Annotated in this window: 19 protein-coding genes; 2 read left to right on the top strand and 17 right to left on the bottom strand. The window is 67.1% G+C overall.

The annotated features are described in order from the left end of the window. Positions 1-24: 24 nt before the first annotated feature. The 17 genes from GTH33_RS10770 to GTH33_RS10690 form a co-directional block, all read right to left on the bottom strand. Positions 25-876 carry a hypothetical protein gene (locus GTH33_RS10770; protein ID WP_163958396.1) on the bottom strand — a complete coding sequence of 284 codons (852 nt, stop codon included), beginning with the start codon at positions 874-876 and terminating at the stop codon, positions 25-27. Between the two features lie 10 nt (positions 877-886). Continuing rightward, the gene (locus GTH33_RS10765) at positions 887-2,725 is read right to left on the bottom strand and encodes an SGNH/GDSL hydrolase family protein (protein ID WP_163958395.1); all 1,839 of its coding nucleotides are present in this window, start codon (positions 2,723-2,725) and stop codon (positions 887-889) included. Positions 2,726-2,728: 3 nt separating this feature from the next. After that, positions 2,729-3,634, bottom strand: coding sequence for a tail fiber protein (locus tag GTH33_RS10760; protein WP_163958394.1), 906 nt, complete (start codon positions 3,632-3,634; stop codon positions 2,729-2,731). Continuing rightward, positions 3,631-4,287: a phage tail protein I gene (locus GTH33_RS10755; protein WP_163958393.1), complete on the bottom strand. Its 657-nt coding sequence runs from the start codon at positions 4,285-4,287 to the stop codon at positions 3,631-3,633. Before GTH33_RS10755 ends, GTH33_RS10760 begins: the two co-directional genes overlap by 4 nt. Continuing rightward, positions 4,277-5,176 carry a baseplate assembly protein gene (locus tag GTH33_RS10750; protein ID WP_163958392.1) on the bottom strand — a complete coding sequence of 300 codons (900 nt, stop codon included), beginning with the start codon at positions 5,174-5,176 and terminating at the stop codon, positions 4,277-4,279. Before GTH33_RS10750 ends, GTH33_RS10755 begins: the two co-directional genes overlap by 11 nt. Before the next feature lie 80 nt (positions 5,177-5,256). Further along, positions 5,257-5,922, bottom strand: a complete 666-nt coding sequence (locus GTH33_RS10745) for a phage virion morphogenesis protein (protein WP_163958391.1) — start codon at positions 5,920-5,922, stop codon at positions 5,257-5,259. Further along, complete coding sequence (locus GTH33_RS10740; protein WP_163958390.1) at positions 5,919-6,374, bottom strand: phage tail protein; 456 nt, start codon at positions 6,372-6,374, stop codon at positions 5,919-5,921. Before GTH33_RS10740 ends, GTH33_RS10745 begins: the two co-directional genes overlap by 4 nt. Then, positions 6,371-6,604 (bottom strand): hypothetical protein, encoded by a 234-nt coding sequence (locus GTH33_RS10735; protein ID WP_163958389.1) that lies wholly within the window; start codon positions 6,602-6,604, stop codon positions 6,371-6,373. The genes GTH33_RS10740 and GTH33_RS10735 overlap by 4 nt, the downstream gene beginning before the upstream one ends. Before the next feature lie 16 nt (positions 6,605-6,620). Continuing rightward, complete coding sequence (locus tag GTH33_RS10730) at positions 6,621-6,920, bottom strand: hypothetical protein (protein ID WP_163958388.1); 300 nt, start codon at positions 6,918-6,920, stop codon at positions 6,621-6,623. 160 nt (positions 6,921-7,080) lie between these two features. Beyond that, a complete protein-coding gene (locus GTH33_RS10725) occupies positions 7,081-7,737 on the bottom strand; it encodes a glycoside hydrolase family protein (protein WP_163958387.1) in 657 nt (218 codons plus the stop codon). Next, the gene (locus GTH33_RS10720; RefSeq protein ID WP_017980156.1) at positions 7,734-8,081 is read right to left on the bottom strand and encodes a hypothetical protein; all 348 of its coding nucleotides are present in this window, start codon (positions 8,079-8,081) and stop codon (positions 7,734-7,736) included. The genes GTH33_RS10725 and GTH33_RS10720 overlap by 4 nt, the downstream gene beginning before the upstream one ends. Positions 8,082-8,086: 5 nt before the next feature. Then, entirely contained in the window at positions 8,087-8,314 is a 228-nt protein-coding gene (locus GTH33_RS10715; RefSeq protein ID WP_163958386.1) for a tail protein X, read from the bottom strand. Next, positions 8,314-8,796: a head completion/stabilization protein gene (locus GTH33_RS10710; protein ID WP_163958385.1), complete on the bottom strand. Its 483-nt coding sequence runs from the start codon at positions 8,794-8,796 to the stop codon at positions 8,314-8,316. Before GTH33_RS10710 ends, GTH33_RS10715 begins: the two co-directional genes overlap by 1 nt. Beyond that, on the bottom strand, positions 8,793-9,128 hold the full coding sequence (locus tag GTH33_RS10705) for a hypothetical protein (protein ID WP_163958384.1): 336 nt from the start codon (positions 9,126-9,128) through the stop codon (positions 8,793-8,795). The genes GTH33_RS10710 and GTH33_RS10705 overlap by 4 nt, the downstream gene beginning before the upstream one ends. Next, positions 9,125-9,973 (bottom strand): phage terminase small subunit, encoded by an 849-nt coding sequence (gene gpM, locus GTH33_RS10700; protein ID WP_243848301.1) that lies wholly within the window; start codon positions 9,971-9,973, stop codon positions 9,125-9,127. Before gpM ends, GTH33_RS10705 begins: the two co-directional genes overlap by 4 nt. A gap of 53 nt (positions 9,974-10,026) precedes the next feature. Beyond that, positions 10,027-11,127 carry a phage major capsid protein, P2 family gene (locus GTH33_RS10695; protein WP_163958383.1) on the bottom strand — a complete coding sequence of 367 codons (1,101 nt, stop codon included), beginning with the start codon at positions 11,125-11,127 and terminating at the stop codon, positions 10,027-10,029. A 45-nt stretch (positions 11,128-11,172) separates the two neighbouring features. Next, the gene (locus tag GTH33_RS10690) at positions 11,173-12,144 is read right to left on the bottom strand and encodes a GPO family capsid scaffolding protein (RefSeq protein WP_249054855.1); all 972 of its coding nucleotides are present in this window, start codon (positions 12,142-12,144) and stop codon (positions 11,173-11,175) included. Between GTH33_RS10690 and GTH33_RS10685 the strand changes: the two genes are divergently transcribed. Together GTH33_RS10685 and GTH33_RS10680 are read left to right on the top strand one after the other, a co-directional pair. Continuing rightward, positions 12,143-13,948 carry a terminase large subunit domain-containing protein gene (locus GTH33_RS10685; RefSeq protein ID WP_163958382.1) on the top strand — a complete coding sequence of 602 codons (1,806 nt, stop codon included), beginning with the start codon at positions 12,143-12,145 and terminating at the stop codon, positions 13,946-13,948. The genes GTH33_RS10690 and GTH33_RS10685 overlap by 2 nt on opposite strands. A gap of 1 nt (position 13,949) precedes the next feature. Then, positions 13,950-14,996 carry a phage portal protein gene (locus tag GTH33_RS10680; RefSeq protein ID WP_243848300.1) on the top strand — a complete coding sequence of 349 codons (1,047 nt, stop codon included), beginning with the start codon at positions 13,950-13,952 and terminating at the stop codon, positions 14,994-14,996. The last annotated feature ends 11 nt before the right edge of the window (positions 14,997-15,007 follow it).

Here is a 15,007-nt window from a genome sequence, read left to right as displayed (position 1 = left end):
GGCCTGCTCTTGTAGAATGCGCTTCTACAAGAGCAGGCGCGACCGTCCTCGCTCTTCATCTTGATGAAGATCCATCGGATCGAGACGCCCTTGTCCTGGCCACGCGGTGAAGGTGCGCGAGGTGCGGACCAGCGTAAGGGGAGCAAGGCCCCATCCGGCCAGTCCGACGAAGTCGAAATACCCCTGTGTGTCAGGCCAAGCGCTGGGACGCGGATAGGCGGCACCCCCGACGATCTCGACGCCGTCGCAGAAGGTGCGGGCGGTGGTCGTATCGCCCTGCACGTCGAAGTCGAGCGACAGGCCAAGGTGCAGCAGGGTGCCGAACGCCCGATCGTGAGCGAGGACCCGGCCGCTCACCCACTCGACTACGTTCCCGGTCGTGTGGTCGACGCCGAAGCCATATTCGACAGTCGACGCCTGCCCGCGGCCCGAGATCCCGCGCGCGAATTGCGACGCCTCGCCGCGCAGGATCACCCAGACGTCGAGATAGAAGCTGCGGAACCCCTCGGCGACGGGACTGGCCGCGCGGTTCATCTGCTGACCGCTACGGCGCAAGGCATAGCCGACGGTGCCGCCGTTCGCCGAGGTCAGGCCCTTGCCGTCCGAGATATGGGCCTGCGTGCCGTAGACGTAGGGCGCCATGATCTGCTGGTCGCGGACGAGGATTGCCGATTTGTCGAGCGCGAGGTTCTGGAAGTCGCGCAGGGGGAGCGGCGCGCCAGCGACCGGCAAGGCGCCGCCCCACTGGTTGGGATCGCGCCAGTCGAACACGAAGTCGGTCGTGCCGCGCGCGCAGGCGGCAGGATCGGCACAGAGCAGGAGCAGGCTGTTATCGTCGGTCGCATAGGTCAGCGGCGTGATCTGGGTCTTGGCCATGATCGAATCCTCAATAGATCGGGAGGGACTGGAAAATTTGGATCAGCTCTGCCGCCATCGCGCAGGCGACCATGTCGTGCCCGAGCTGGGTCATGTGGGCGCCGTCGCCGGTCATCCAGAAGGGTCCGTTGGTGGCGACGTTCATGAGGCCACGCGTCTCGATGAAGCCGGACCGCAGGCCCTTGGGATCGAGATCCGCGGCGACAGCCACGAAGCCCTGCCGTACCGCGGCCGAGCGCGTGTCGGGACTGCCGCCATCGACGCGCCGCATCACGCCCGTCTGGATCATGATGGTGCCGGCCGGGAGCCGCGCCCAGGCTGCGCGCCAATAGGCTTCCACCGCCGCTTGCAACGCCGCATCGCTCGCGTCGGTATAATCGTCGTTGATCGAGCCTTGCGTCAGGAACACGATCGGTCGCCCAGCGGTATCGGCCGCGTCGGCGAGATCGACGAGGCGATCCATGTAGCGCGGGGTGTTGGCCGAGCCGTTGGTGAAGCCCGTACCGCCGACCGAATTCTGCCAGACGTCTTGGATGCCGATCATCCGGCCGGCGGTCTGCGCCCAGCTGCCGTCGATGGCGTCCGAGTAGATCTGCCCCCAGCTATCTTGCATCGTGACGAGGCGCGGCCCGGCGACGGGCCAGCGGCGCACGGTGCTGCCCGACGTCAGCCGGATGCGCCCTAGGAAGCCGTTACCGCCCCCGAAAACGACTTCGACCCGCCGCATGCGGCGGCTGGTGTGTCCGGACTGGCTGACGCCGCCCAGCGAGTCCGAGAGCGCGAAGGTGGCACCATTGCCGCTGCCGCCCATTGCCGCGACGGGGGCCGATGGTAGCACGGTGAGCTGCCCGAAGCCTTCGATCGACACGCTGGCGATGGCGCCGGTGGCGGTGACGGCGCGCACGACGAGCTTGATCCCCGACACGGATAGCGCGTCGCCCTCGACATAGCCGGTGCCGGCTGCCGCGATGGCCGCGCGCGGGCGGATCGGCCGCATGTCTTCGCCGAAGTCGATGCAGGCGAGATATTCATTATCCGCCGGCAGATCGACTGTGTTGCCGAGGCTGGCCGGCTGATCATCGATCCACACGCGCACGATCTGGCCGCCGGTGATCGGCAGCTCGATCTGCGGGCTGTCGGTCACAAAGCGCACGCTCCATTGCGTCGCGCCTTCGCGGCTCCCGTATGCCGAGACCCATTGGCCGCGCAGATAGTCCGCCGTCCATCCGGAGGCGCCGCGGCGCACGGGGGCATGGCCGAAGCTGAGACGGGCGTCGAGCAAGTCGAGCGTCATCCGCTGCCCGGCGGGGATGACCGGACTGCCCGTCTCACGCCGGAACACCCGCGGCGGGGTGAGGTGGACGGTAGGCGCCGCCTCGAGGCGCAGGCCGCGGAGCTGGGCGGCGACCAGCGCCCGGCGGACGAGCGCCATATCGGCGGCATCGTCGATGTCGGAGGGCGGCGGGTAGGCACCTCGCGTGGCATGCACGCCACGCACGACCCGCCCCTCTTCGTCGACCTCTGCCGAGATCCATCCGCCGATCTGCGCGACCAGCCGCGGGGCAGCCAGTTCGAGCAGGGCGAGCCGATCGTCGACGGCGTCGACCGAGGGCTGATATTCACCGCGGAGCGGATGATAGCCCGACACGATGCGGCCATCGCGATCGATCACGACGTCTTTCCACCCGCCAGGGGCGTCGGTGATGCCGAGATCGGCCGCGAGACCGCCGACCGCGCCCTCGACGAGGCCCGACATGCTGGCGGCCATGGTCTTGTCGCCGACGAGGACGGGCACGCGCTCGCTCCCGTCAGGCGCGTCCAGTTCGGGAAGCAGCGAGATCTTGGCCATCGGTCAGACCTTCATGATGAAGTGGAGGGCGATCGAGGGCGGCGTCACGTCGATGGTCAGATCGTGGCTATGAGCAGCGTCGTTGAAGCTGACCGAGCCGATCAGGCCGCTTGCGGAGCCACCGGCATCGACCGCGCGCGTGGTCGTGGAAACCGATGCCCCCGTATAACTCGGCGTGACGCTGACGGTGGTTTCGCTGGCACCGAACGTCGCCCCGGGGGCATGCGCAACGCTGGCGCCGACCGGCGCGCGGCCGACGAGATTAGGGGTCACGACCGTGCCCTCGCCATCGCTGCGCGCCACCTCGCGGCCGTCGCAGATTGCCCAGCCGTCCGGCACACTCGGAGCGTCGCCATACCACATCGTCACCGTCCCGATGGGCAGGGCGCTGCGCAGGTCCGAGGGCGTCAAGGCGACGTCGGTGGCGATGCCGGTATCGCGCTCGGCAGGGGTCGCGAAACGCACCACTCCCTTTCGCGTTGTAGTACCAGGCGGATTGAGGAAATTGGTGTCGCCGAAGGTTATCCGGTCGACACCCGCCTCTGGGAAGGCGATGTCGATGACGAGCGCGAGCATCGCGTTGCTCGACTTTTCGGCGATCACGCCGGGCTGGCTGTAGGTCGCGAACAGCGTGCCATCGCCGAGGAACAGCCCGAAGCCGCGGACGGTGTAGGTCAGCGCGGCATCGTCCTGCACCGTCATGTGAACGAGGTTGTCGCCCGCCGCCTCGCCCGACACGGTCGATACACGGCGAAACTCGCCCGGTAGCGCGGTCAGCGTCGGCGCCGCGACAAATGCCGTCGCGGTGAAGGCGACCTGTGTGACGGTTAGATCGACACCGGCGTCGCTCTGTGCGGCAGTGAAACGGCCGAGACCGGCCGTCGTCATGACGAGCTTCAAGGGGATCATGGGCGGGTGTCCAGATAGGCACCGGTGTCGGCGTCCTCGATCGGCTCGCCGTCTTCGGTTTGGAGGTACGCCGCCCAATCGGGAGACGTGTCGATCGTCATCACGGCATCGTCGCGCAAGTAAGCGAGGACGCGTAGCGTCGCCTGCAACCCGACGGCGCCGGCTGCGTCGATCTGCTGCACCATCCGCATATGCTCGTGCAGCGGCTTCACGCGCGCGACCTCGCGGATGATGGCATCGGTGAAGGCGGCTTGTGCGCGGCGGCCGCCCGGCGCGATGCCGGCGGGCGTGACCATCGGCAGTACGACGTCGAAGGTGTGAGCCGGACGCCTGGGCGACGCCTGATGCCATTCCACAAGATGGGCGAGCTGATCGAACCGGGCGACGACTGTCTCGACAGACAGGCGCGTGCCTTTCCGGCGGTGCATCTCGATCGACGTAGCGACTGCGCTCCGTTTGTCCGCCTCGCTCCATTCGGCGTCCCACGCATCGACCGATAGCCCCCAGGCAAGCCATGGGAGAAGCTCGGCCGGGCACGTTGCCGGATCGTCGATCGATTCGGCCGGGGTGACGATCGGCGTCAGGCGACCGGCGCCCGCTTCGAGCGCGCGTTCGAGGCGCGTCGCGTTCGGGGGTAGCAGGCTATTCGTCATAGCCCGCATGGCCGATCGTGATGTCGGTGCACAGCGCCGCCTGCGTCAGATCACAGACGACGTCTGCGGTCGGGGCCAGCAGTTCCACGCGCTGCACGCCTTCCGCGGTTAGCGCAGCGGTCAGGCTGGAGCGAGTGATGTCACGCCCGAGCTTGCGCGAGGTGGCGAGATAGGTGTCGAGGCGGCTGCGCGCCGTCGCGAGGACGAGGGCGGCATCAGGGCCTGCGAAGGTCCAGATCCGCGCGGAAACGTCGAACGGCCGCCGTGCCGCGGAGGCTACGGTGACCAAAGCGCCGAGCGGCCGCACCGCCTTGTCGGTGACGATCACGCGTACCTTGTCGAGCAACGCCGCATCAGCCGTGCCGTCGCCGAGCGTCGACAGGACGTTGACCAGCACTTCCCCCGGATTGGGCGTGGTGGCGCTGGCGTCGAGGACGAGGGGCGAGGCGTCCTTTGCCCATTTTACCCAAGCCAGCTCAGGCCCCGCCGCTGCGAAGCCCTCGGGGCCGAGAACGATACGCGCGCGGAACGCATCATCGCCCTCGTAGACGGCGGGCGCGCCCGTGGTCGGATTGGCAGGCGTGACGACAAGGCGCGCGATGCCGATGGCGGCGCCGATATGATCGAGCGTGGCGCCAGTTGCGTAAGCGACCAGACGGGCGGTCAGGCGCTCGTTGAAGTCTTGCCGCAACAGCAGCTCGTCATAGGCGGCCACCTGCAGGATCTTGACGGCGGGATCGCTATCGACTGTCGCATCGAACGACGGCAGCAGCTCCTGCACGCGCGCCACCTTGCGGGCGAGGATCGTCTCATAGTCGAGCTGCTCGACGATCGTCGGCGGGGCAAGCCGTGAGAGGTTGACGGTGGTCGAGGCGGAGGTGGAGGACATGGCGCCGGCCATGTCGGGCGGTGCGCGAGGGCATGGCTATGGGGCGCTCTTGTAGAACCGCATTCTACAAGAGCAGACGTTCAGCGTTCGACGACGTGGGAGAGCAGCATGTCGATCGCCATGCCCCGCTCGCCCTCGGTAAGGCCGAGCAGGCCGCGTGCGGCATAGCGGACCTTGCGCCCACCCTTCACGACGCTGTCCGTGCGGCCTTCCTGGTGGACGCGCGCCAGCTCGCCGGCGCGGCCGGTGAAGCCGATCCATGCTTCCATCGCCGTCGCATCGCCGCGCAGGAACCGGCCGCCCCGCAACTTGCGGAACATCGCTGCGCGGCGGATGGCGCCACGCCGGCGGAGTTTGCCGGCGCCGGCATTCTGCTCGGCCGTATCGACGGGAAGCCATTGCGCCACCTTATCGAAGAAAAACGAGCGAATGCCGCCCGCCTCGGCATCGAAGCCCGTCATAAGCGGTCCTTGCCGGACCCAGCTTTTCATGAACACGACCCGCGGCTCGGCGGCACCCATGGGATACAGGAAGCGGACGGCATAGCCGCCGGGCTTTTGTTCGCGGGGGACATGGCGCTTGGCATAGGCGGTGCCGTCGGGGTTCTGCTGGCGGGCGATGCGCTGCGATTGGCGGTCCCGTATCGCACGGGCCATCTTGCGCAGCAGGCTGCGCTTTTCGGCCGGGGCCAGCCGTAGCAGCAGATCCCCGGCGAGCCGCTCGATCGGGGTGAAATCGTCGGTCACGGCGTCATGTCGACCACGCCGTCGATCAGGCGGACGCCGGCGACGCCGGGGAAGGCATCGGTCGGAAGCGTATCGTCGAGGTGGGTGACGTGAACGCCGCCCTGCGCCGGCGTCACGCGAACGCGTTCGGTGAGCGCGATGTCGATCGACACGTCGCACAGATCGCCGTCGAGGATCTCGGCTTCGAAGGTGAAGGGCTGGCTATCGCCCTTCTGTAGCAGCTCGGACTGATTTTCCGCGATCCACCCCAGGATGGGGACTATCAGCGTGTCGAGGTTGCCGGCGAAGTCTTGCACCACGACGTTTAGGGTGTAGCTGTACTGAAACGACAGCGAACCTGCGCGACAGCCGATCGCGCCGCGATCGATGAAGAGCGTCAGGTTTTCCGGGTTGTCGGCGAGCGGCTTGACGCTGCGCAGCAGCACCGCCTTCAGGCTGTCGGGCTTCCTCACGGCGCGGCCTTCGCTATCGGGCAGGAGCCGGGGGCATGCCAGTTGACGAGCCGGTCCTTGCTATCCGCATTGAAGCGGAAGGCGCGCGCCAAGCGGATGATGCCGGCGCGGATCGGCGCCGGGATCTGGGCGATCAGAGAGGCGTCTTCGGGCAGGCCGGCGGGGCGATCGGCGCACGTCATGAGATCGGCCGGCGGCTGGGGGGGATCCACGGCGACCGCGGCGGGCACCTCGACCGCTGGTCGCTCAACGGCTCGGTGAGCGCAGCCCGGCAACGCCGTTGACAGCAGCAAGCCAGTCAGGCCCCACGAGATTGCGGCGTTCGGCTTCGGCATCGGCGGTCTCCATGCGCTCGGCCGCGGCACGGGCGGCTTCGGCCGCAAGGCGCGCGGCCTGGTTGTCGTTGACGGTGCGGGCCTTGGCGTCGGCCATAGCCTTGGTGAAAAGATCGATCGTCTTGCGATCGACGTCGGCGCGGAATTTGACCAGGTCGGCGACGTGGCGGGCGCAGGCCGCGCCCCTGCCCCCTTGTCCGGCGCGGTCCATTCGACGCCGGAACGGGCGCAGACGATCTCGGCGCGATGCACGGCATCGTCGCGCTGCTTGATCGCCTCGGCGCGTTGAACGTACAGCCATGCGCCGATCGCGGCGACGACGACGAGCGTCAGCCATTCGCGCCCGTTGCGGATCGACCGCCAGAGCCCGATCACAGCGGCAATCCCTGCACGAACAGGCGGCGTTCCCGATCTCGCCGATCGGTCAGGCCTTTCACGGTGCAGGACCATCGGTCCGCCGCTTTCGGCACGCAGGTTTCGCCGCGGCGTCGATAGGCGGCGACCTCTTTGGCGGAAACCGTCACCTTGTTCCATGCGGCAAAGGAGGCCGCGGCCCCCGCCCAGTCGCCAGCGTTGATCCGGCGAACGAGCGTCGAGGCGCAGATCGCGCCCGTCCCCATGTTGTAAGCGAGCGACACGACGGCGGCAGCCTGGTTGCCGCGGCCATAGAGGCCCGGCGCGCAGCGCATGATCGGCTCGGCATGGGCGATCAGTGCGGTTTCCAACATCGCGTCGCACTGCGCCGGGGTGTACGTCTTCCCGATCGTCACGCCCTTGGTGATGCCGTCGCAGGCGGTCGGCACGCGGACGATGTCGAGATACGCCTTCAAATAGCGCGGGCCGGCGACATGGCGCAGCGTGATCGTCTGATCGCGCTCGACCTTGGCAGCGACGGTTCGACCGCTTTCCTCGGCTGGAACCCTCACGAACAGCGCCGCGGCGCCGATCGCGCTGCCGATCACGGCGGTGAGCGTCTTGCGGACTATGCCGGGCTTTGCCGCCGAGGGGGCCGGCGCGGGAGCCGTCATTTGCCATCCTTTCGCTTGGGGAGGAATCGCGAGATCAGGTCCGCCGGGAGCGTGCCCAGCGCGTCGGCCGCGCCCGAGATGAAGCGCGGGGCCGACTTGAAGGCGACCATGCCGATCGAGAAGCTGATGCCCTGCAGGACGAAGGGGTCGGGGGCGAGCAGCACGCCGACGATGCGAGTCGCGAAATAGCTGACGACGACGCCGACCGCGAATTGGGTGAAGCGGTCCGCCCAGGTCAGCCCCCTTTCGTAGGACACCGCGACGAGCGCGCCGAGGGCGGCCGGCGACAGGCCGATCGCGAGGGTGACGATCCAGTCCCAGACCGGGGCAAGGTGCTTCAGCATGGTGGTCAGTCCCACAGGTTGACGACGTCGGCGCGCACGGTGACGGCCGGCGTGGCGATGGCGGGGATGGTCACGACCTGGCCCTTGGGCAGGATCGGGCCAATAGCGGCGAGGCCGGGATTGGCGGCGAGGACCGTGGGCAGATCGGCAGGGCCGAGCCCGCGTTCGCGCCAGATCAGGGCGTCGAGCGTATCGCCCTGGCGCGCGCGCAGCGTGTCGGTGAGGGCGGCCATCAGATCAGGTCGATCGTAGTGCGCGTGACGCCGAGGACGTCGCGGATCGCGTGCAGCGAGTCGCGGCGCAGCTCGGTCACGCTGGGGTCGAGATCGTCGGACTTGCGCTGGCCGGCGCCGGTGATGTCGATATCGCGATAGTGCTCGACCACCTCGGCCTTGGCGGCGGTAAACACGGCGCGGCGATAGGCGAGCAGCTTGACGCTGACGCCGTCGATCGTGTCGGCGGGCACCAGTGCGAGGGAGGCGATGCCCTCGGCACGGCGGGCGGCGGCCCAGCCGGCGAGATCGCGGCCGACGGTGATGATGGCGGCGATCAGCGCCTCGCGCATCCGCGCCGGCGTCACGCCGTCGCGGATCCGCATCTGCTCGCGCCACATGACGGGATCGATGTCCGGAAAAAAGCCGTCGTTGGCGATCGGCGGCAGTGCCGGTGCAGGATCCGCGGGATCCGACAGTACGGTCGCGATGAAGTCGCTCATACGATCGCCTGGCCGAGCAGCACGGCCGCCGTCAGGAAGATGAGCAGCCCCAGCAATGCGGCCGTCGCGCCGGCCGCAACGGGATGGCAGCCGAGGATGCGATCGGTCGGCTGCGACACGATCGCCACGATCGACCCAAGCATCGTGCCGGCGATGCCGACGCCGAGGGCGGCGACGCATGCGATGAAGCCGACGATGGGGAGGACGGTGGCGATCATGGGGTGGCCTTCGAAATTCACGGGGGTGAGGACCGGGTCGAACGGCGGCCCTGCGACCCGAAGGTCTCCCGCCTCGCGCGATCCGCCCCCGAGCGCCGGGGGCGAGCTGGTCAATCGGTGTCGTTCGGTGTCGTGTCTGTGTTCCCGGTTTCAGGAACGGAGGAATGGGTCTGGTCGATGCCTTTGATCGCCGCAGCGCGGGCGCGATCGAGGCCGCGAAGCATCGTCTTGACGCCGACGCGGTCGTGCAGATCCTGCGCCCTGGTCAGGGCCGCTGCAGCGCGATCGATCGTCGGCACGATGGCGTCGCCGGTCGACATGCCGGCGGCACGGATCAGCTCGGCGCCGATCGCCTTCAGCAGCTTGGCGCGGGGCTGATCGTGCATGTCGATGCCGCCGGTCAGCGCCTCGACCGCTTCGAGAATATGGAGGGGAAACGCGTCCCCCTTGGTCTGGGCATTCAACGCCGCCTCGGCGATCAGCTCAAGGGCCAGCGTCGGGGCATCGCGTTCATAGCGCTTCGGCATCGGGATCGAGAACCGGATGACGAAGGCCGCCAGCGCGAGGGCACGCTCGTAATTCCCGACGTCGATATTCCAGACCATCAGGGTCGGCAGCACATCGTCGGCGCCGGTCGGCTCCAACGCGGAACCCGGCGCATGTCGGCCGGCGTCGAGCAGACCGTCGCACCAGGCGTCGTATTCGGGTAGCATGACGCGCTTCGCGGCGATCTTGCGCTCTTTCGACTTGATCTGGCGCAGGCGCTGGATGTCGTGACGCAGCCGCATTGCGATCGTCGCCGCGGCGCGGGCGGCGGGGGTGTTGCCGGCGGGCTGGGGCGGCGCAGGCGCCGCGGCCGGGCGATGGGCCGCGGCGGTGCGGGTGTGCCCGCCCCCGGACGCAGGAGCGGACGCCGCTTTCATGGCAAGGATTTGCTCCTGGCGGCGAGCGAAGCTCATTCGGCGTGTCCTGGTGGGGGCGGGAACGGCGGTGGGGCGTCAGGCGGCGACCGTCAGGCCGCCGGCTTGCTGCCCATGACGATGTTTTCGATTAGCGCAGCCTTGCCCATGTCTTCGACGACATAGGCATGGTTGACCGACTCGTAGTTTTCGATCTGGTCGCGGCTGGCGTTGTCCTCGATCTTGCGGCGTTCGCTGCCGATCTGTTCATAGACCGACAGGTTGGCGAAGGTCGTGATGAGGATGGCGTTCTTCGGGAACTTCGGCACGCGGATGGCCGTCAGGCCACCCAGCTTCTTGTCGGACAGCAGCACGTCGCGCGCAAGCTGTTCGGTCGCCTTGTCGCCCGAGGCGTTGACGATCGCGAAGTACTTGTCGTTGACCAGCTCGCGGCCGACGATGACGACCAGGTCGGTGTCCTCGCGATAATTTTCATGCAGCAGCTCAATGCCGGCGAACACGACCGCGTCGATGTTGACGAAATCGACCTTCGCGGTGGCGAGGTTCGACTTGTCGGCGGCCACGACTTCACCCGGACCGACGTAGATTTTGCCGGGCGCGGTGACGACGCCGGCCGCGTTCCGCGTCTCTTCCTTCAGGTCGCCGCCAGCGGCGTGACGCTCGGGCGCGTCCTCGCGGATGTGCTGGAGCCAGCCCTTGTTGACGTCCTGGAGCAGCGGGTAGGTGTCAGGATCGGTGTCCTTGGCGACGTGGGTGCCATTGAAGCCGATGGTGATGATGTCCAGCGCCTTGGCGGTGATGATCGCATCGCGGAGAAGGGGCTGGAAATTGGGCTGGTGCGCCCAAGCGTCGAGCGTCTCGTAGCGAATGAGCGTGTCGAAGTCGGTCTTTTCGCAACGATAGCGCGTCGCGTCGAGATCGCCGGGGTAGCGTGGCTCGCGGCTCTTCGTACGCGTGTCGGTGCGGCTGGCGATCGTGCCCTTCACGCCGACGCCGACCTTGTCGCCTTCCTGCGCCACTACGGGGATGATGTTGATCCGCGACAGGAAGTCGCTCGACGCCTTCAGCTTGGCGCGCAGGGTCTGGGCGACGGCGGGCAGCACCTCGAACGAGCGCGACGGATCCGCGACGTTGTTCAGCTTGCCGATCTGCTGGGTGTAGGCGTCATACTTTGCACGGGTGGCGTTGAGCATCGGGGCGGTTCCTGTGGCGGGCGTTCGGGGCGAAGGGTCTGCGGATCAGCAGTCGGTCAGTTGATCGTCCGCGCCGCCCGTCGACGGCTGGCGGCTGAAGCGCGGCTGTTCGGTGCCGGCGAGCTGCGTCTTCAAACCGGCCAGCTCGGTGGTCAGCGCCGCCTGCGCCTCGGCGATCGGCTGCACCGCTGCGGTGACGACACCGGTCACCGCCGTCTTCATGTCGGCGGTGAAGGCGGCGAAATCGAAATTATCGTTGGCCGGGGTGGGCGCGGCGGGCTGTTCCGTCTTGCCGAACTTCGCCGCGACGGCGGAAAACAGGCGATCGACGATGCTGTCGACCTTTTCCTGTTCGGCCTCGAACGCCAGCGCCGCGCGTTCGCTGGAGGTGAACAGGGTCAGGTTGTTGACGCGCAAGAAGTTGAGGCGCTGCGTCGCAATCGACGCCGGCGTGTCGGTGAACGCGAGGCCGATCAGACCATATTTGCCGGTTCCGGCGTAATTCGCCGAAAGCTCGACCGACGGGAACGGTTTCTGCTCGCGCTTGGACAGCTCGACCATCGCATCGCTGGCGTCGACCTGGGCGTACAAGGCCCGGCGCTTTTCCGTCTTGCCGGCGATCACGATATCGTCGGTCCGCGCCTCGACGGCGATAACGGTGCCATGGTTGTTGAACGGCGGTTCGGGGCTGTAGCCGCTGATGTGTTCCAGATTGCACTGGGGGGCGTACGTTTCGACGTTGAAGGTTTCGACGATGTCGTCGATCATTTCGGCGGTCACATTGCGACCGTCGCTGATCGTCTCACCCTCGACGAAGGCGCGGAAAATCTTGCTCTTGGTGCCCATGGCGGCTGGTCCCTCGATCTCTCGTCTGCGGCGCGCCGGGCGCCCGTCTTTGCAGGCCGGATCAGGGACTGAATTGCGCCCGGCGCTCAATGGCGGGGACTTGTAGAATTGCGTTCTACAAGTGCAGCGGGGGGCGGCGGCTGGGCGCGCACGGCAAGGTCGGCGCGCCATGTCGATCCTCGCCGATCCCTTAACTCTCCCGCCCGAGGAACGCCGCAGGCCCGCGCGCTCGCTATACTGGCGCGGCTGGTCGCTTGGGCAGATCGCCGGCGAACTGGATCTGAAATACGACACGGTGAAGAGCTGGGCGCGGCGCGATCGGTGGGACGATGCGCCGTCGATCCGGAAGCTGGAGGACTGTCTTGAGACGCGCCTGATGGTGCTGATCTGCAAAGAGTCGAAGACCGGCGCCGATTACACCGAACTCGATGCGCTGCGCCGGCAGGTGGAGAGCTTGGCCAAGGTGCGGCGCTATGAGGCGCCGGGCGGGCATTCCGGCGACCTGAACGACAAGGTCGCCAACCGCAACGCGGGCGAGAAGAAGCCCCGCGCGAAGAAGAACCACTTCACCGCCGACCAGGCCGCCGAGCTGAAGGCGATCTTCCTCGACCAGCTCTACGGCTACCAGGAGGCGTGGTTTGCCGCGCTATCGTTCCGCACGCGGATGATCCTGAAGTCGCGTCAGATCGGCGCGACATACTATTTCGCGTTCGAAGCGCTGATCGACGCCATCGAGACCGGGCGCAATCAGATCTTCCTGTCAGCCTCAAAGGCGCAGGCCCACCAATTCCGCTCCTACATCGTCAGCTTCGCCAAGCTGGTCGGCGTCGCGCTGACCGGCGACCCGATGCTCATCACGAGCGAGTTGCGCCCGGCGGAGGAAGCTGCGGCCGAGCTGCACTTCCTCGGCACCAATTTCCGCACCGCGCAGGGCCGGCACGGCAATTTCTACTTCGACGAATTCTTCTGGGTCCACAGCTTCGAAGAGTTGAACAAAGTCGCCAGCGGCATGGCGACGCACAAGAAGTGGCGAAAGACCTATTTTTCGACACCGTCGACGATCGCGCACGCGGCCTATCCGTATTGGACCGGCGAACGGCGCAACCGGCGCCGGAAGAAGGAAGACCGCGTCGAGATCGACGTCAGCCATGCCGCGCTGAAGGACGGATCGCAGGGGCCGGACCGGATCTGGCGCCACATCGTCAACATTCTCGACGCCGAGGAAGCCGGCTGCGACCTGTTCGATATCGACGAGCTGCGCGACGAATATGCGGCCGACGAATTTGCCAACCTGTTCCTGTGCGACTTCGTCGACGACAGCCTGTCGGCGTTCCGCTTCAACGACCTGGTCAAATGCGGCGTCGACACGATCGAGGAATGGACCGATTTTCATCCCGACGCTGCCCGGCCCTATGGCGACCGGCCGGTGTGGGCGGGATACGACCCGCAGAACAGCGAGACGGGCGACAATGCGTCGCTGTGCATCTTTGCGCCGCCTTTGGTGCAGGGCGGTCCGTTCCGATTGCTGGAACGTCACCCGCTGCGCGGCCTCGACTTCGAACAGCAGGCGACGTTCATCCGCGGCATGCTGTCGCGGTACAATTGCACGTACCTCGGCATCGATGCGACCGGCGTCGGTGCCGGCGTCTACCAGCTACTCGCCAAGCCCGACAGCGGGATCCGCGGCGTCACCCGGATCGAATATTCGCTCGAGGTGAAGGCGGCCATGATCATGAAGGCGCAGCACGTCATCAGCCGCGGTCGCCTGGCCTTCGACAGCATCTGTACCGACGTCGTCAGCAGCTTCGTGTCGATCAAGAAGACGCTGACCACGTCAGGCCGCAACGTGACGTTCAAAGCCGGCCGCGGCGGTGAGGACGGCCACGCCGATCTCGCCTGGTCGATCATGCACGTCCTGATGAACGAACCGCTCGACGGCAAGGAAGCCCAGAAGAGCACGATGGAGATCCTGTGACATGAGCAAGGCAAGCCTTCGGCGCATGGCGCGCAGCGAGGCGGCGCGCGCTGCGGCCGGCGCGATTGACGGGGGCAGGACGTCGACGGCGGTCCAGGCGTTCACCTTCGGCGATCCGGAGCCGGTGAACAGCCGGCGCGAGGTGCTGGATCTGCTGCAATGCTGGCACAACGGGCGATGGTATGAGCCGCCGATCAGCGTCGAAGGGCTGGCGCGATCGTTTCGCGCCAGCCCGCACCACAGCTCGGCGATCATCCTGAAGCGCAACCTGCTGGTGAAGTCGTTCGTGCCGTCGCCCTGGCTGTCGCGGACCGAATTCGAAAAGCTGGTGCAGGATTACCTGATCTTCGGCTTTGGCTTCCTCGAACAGCGCCGGGCCGTGCTGGGCAACCTGCTGCGGCTCGAACAGACGCCAGCGAAGTTCACGCGCGTCGGCGTCGTGCCGGGCACTCATTTTTATCTGGAGGCGGGCGGCGCGGAGAGCGAATTCCGGCCGGGGAGTGTGCTGCAGGTGATGCAGCCGGATATCAACCAGGAGATCTACGGCGTCCCCGAATATCTGTCGGCGCTGCAATCGGCGCTGCTTAACGAGGCGGCGACGCTGTTCCGTAGGAAATATTACCTCAACGGCAGCCACGCCGGATTCATCCTGCATGCCACGGGCGACTTCTCCGATGGCGACGTCGAGGCGATCCGTGAGGCGTTGAAGCGGTCGAAGGGGCCGGGCAATTTCCGCAACCTGTTCGTTCACCAGCCCGGCGGCAAGGATGGCGGGATCAAGATCCTCCCGATCGCCCAGATCGGCGCCAACGACGAATTCCTCGGCATCAAGAACGTCACGCGCGACGATATGCTGGCCGCGCACCGCATGCCGCCGGTGTTGCTCGGCATCGTGCCGGCGCAGGGGTCGACGTTCGGCAAGCCCAGCGAGGCGGTCGATATGTTCTTCGAGCTGGAGATCGAGCCGATTCAGTCGCGGCTGCTTGAGGTGAACGACCAGGTTGGCGCGCCGGCGGTGGCGTTCGCGCCGCGCAATCGTGCGCCGTAAAACGTTTCCAT

The organism is Sphingomonas insulae, assembly GCF_010450875.1.
GTDB classification, from domain to species: Bacteria; Pseudomonadota; Alphaproteobacteria; order Sphingomonadales; family Sphingomonadaceae; genus Sphingomonas; species Sphingomonas insulae.
Note: the sequence above shows the minus strand (reverse complement) of the source record. Positions and strands in the feature narration are given on the sequence as shown.

Excerpts from the sequence above, each read along its gene's own strand:
- GTH33_RS10770 (WP_163958396.1), bottom strand. The coding sequence starts at position 876 with ATGGCCAAGACCCAGATCACGCCGCTGACCTATGCGACCGACGATAAC.
- GTH33_RS10765 (WP_163958395.1), bottom strand. The coding sequence starts at position 2,725 with ATGGCCAAGATCTCGCTGCTTCCCGAACTGGACGCGCCTGACGGGAGC.
- GTH33_RS10760 (WP_163958394.1), bottom strand. The coding sequence starts at position 3,634 with ATGATCCCCTTGAAGCTCGTCATGACGACGGCCGGTCTCGGCCGTTTC.
- GTH33_RS10755 (WP_163958393.1), bottom strand. The coding sequence starts at position 4,287 with ATGACGAATAGCCTGCTACCCCCGAACGCGACGCGCCTCGAACGCGCG.
- GTH33_RS10750 (WP_163958392.1), bottom strand. The coding sequence starts at position 5,176 with ATGTCCTCCACCTCCGCCTCGACCACCGTCAACCTCTCACGGCTTGCC.
- GTH33_RS10730 (WP_163958388.1), bottom strand. The coding sequence starts at position 6,920 with ATGGACCGCGCCGGACAAGGGGGCAGGGGCGCGGCCTGCGCCCGCCAC.
- GTH33_RS10725 (WP_163958387.1), bottom strand. The coding sequence starts at position 7,737 with ATGACGGCTCCCGCGCCGGCCCCCTCGGCGGCAAAGCCCGGCATAGTC.
- GTH33_RS10720 (WP_017980156.1), bottom strand. The coding sequence starts at position 8,081 with ATGCTGAAGCACCTTGCCCCGGTCTGGGACTGGATCGTCACCCTCGCG.
- GTH33_RS10715 (WP_163958386.1), bottom strand. The coding sequence starts at position 8,314 with ATGGCCGCCCTCACCGACACGCTGCGCGCGCGCCAGGGCGATACGCTC.
- GTH33_RS10710 (WP_163958385.1), bottom strand. The coding sequence starts at position 8,796 with ATGAGCGACTTCATCGCGACCGTACTGTCGGATCCCGCGGATCCTGCA.
- gpM (WP_243848301.1), bottom strand. The coding sequence starts at position 9,973 with ATGAGCTTCGCTCGCCGCCAGGAGCAAATCCTTGCCATGAAAGCGGCG.
- GTH33_RS10695 (WP_163958383.1), bottom strand. The coding sequence starts at position 11,127 with ATGCTCAACGCCACCCGTGCAAAGTATGACGCCTACACCCAGCAGATC.
- GTH33_RS10685 (WP_163958382.1), top strand. The coding sequence starts at position 12,143 with ATGTCGATCCTCGCCGATCCCTTAACTCTCCCGCCCGAGGAACGCCGC.
- GTH33_RS10690 (WP_249054855.1), bottom strand. The coding sequence starts at position 12,144 with ATGGCGCGCCGACCTTGCCGTGCGCGCCCAGCCGCCGCCCCCCGCTGC.
- GTH33_RS10680 (WP_243848300.1), top strand. The coding sequence starts at position 13,950 with ATGAGCAAGGCAAGCCTTCGGCGCATGGCGCGCAGCGAGGCGGCGCGC.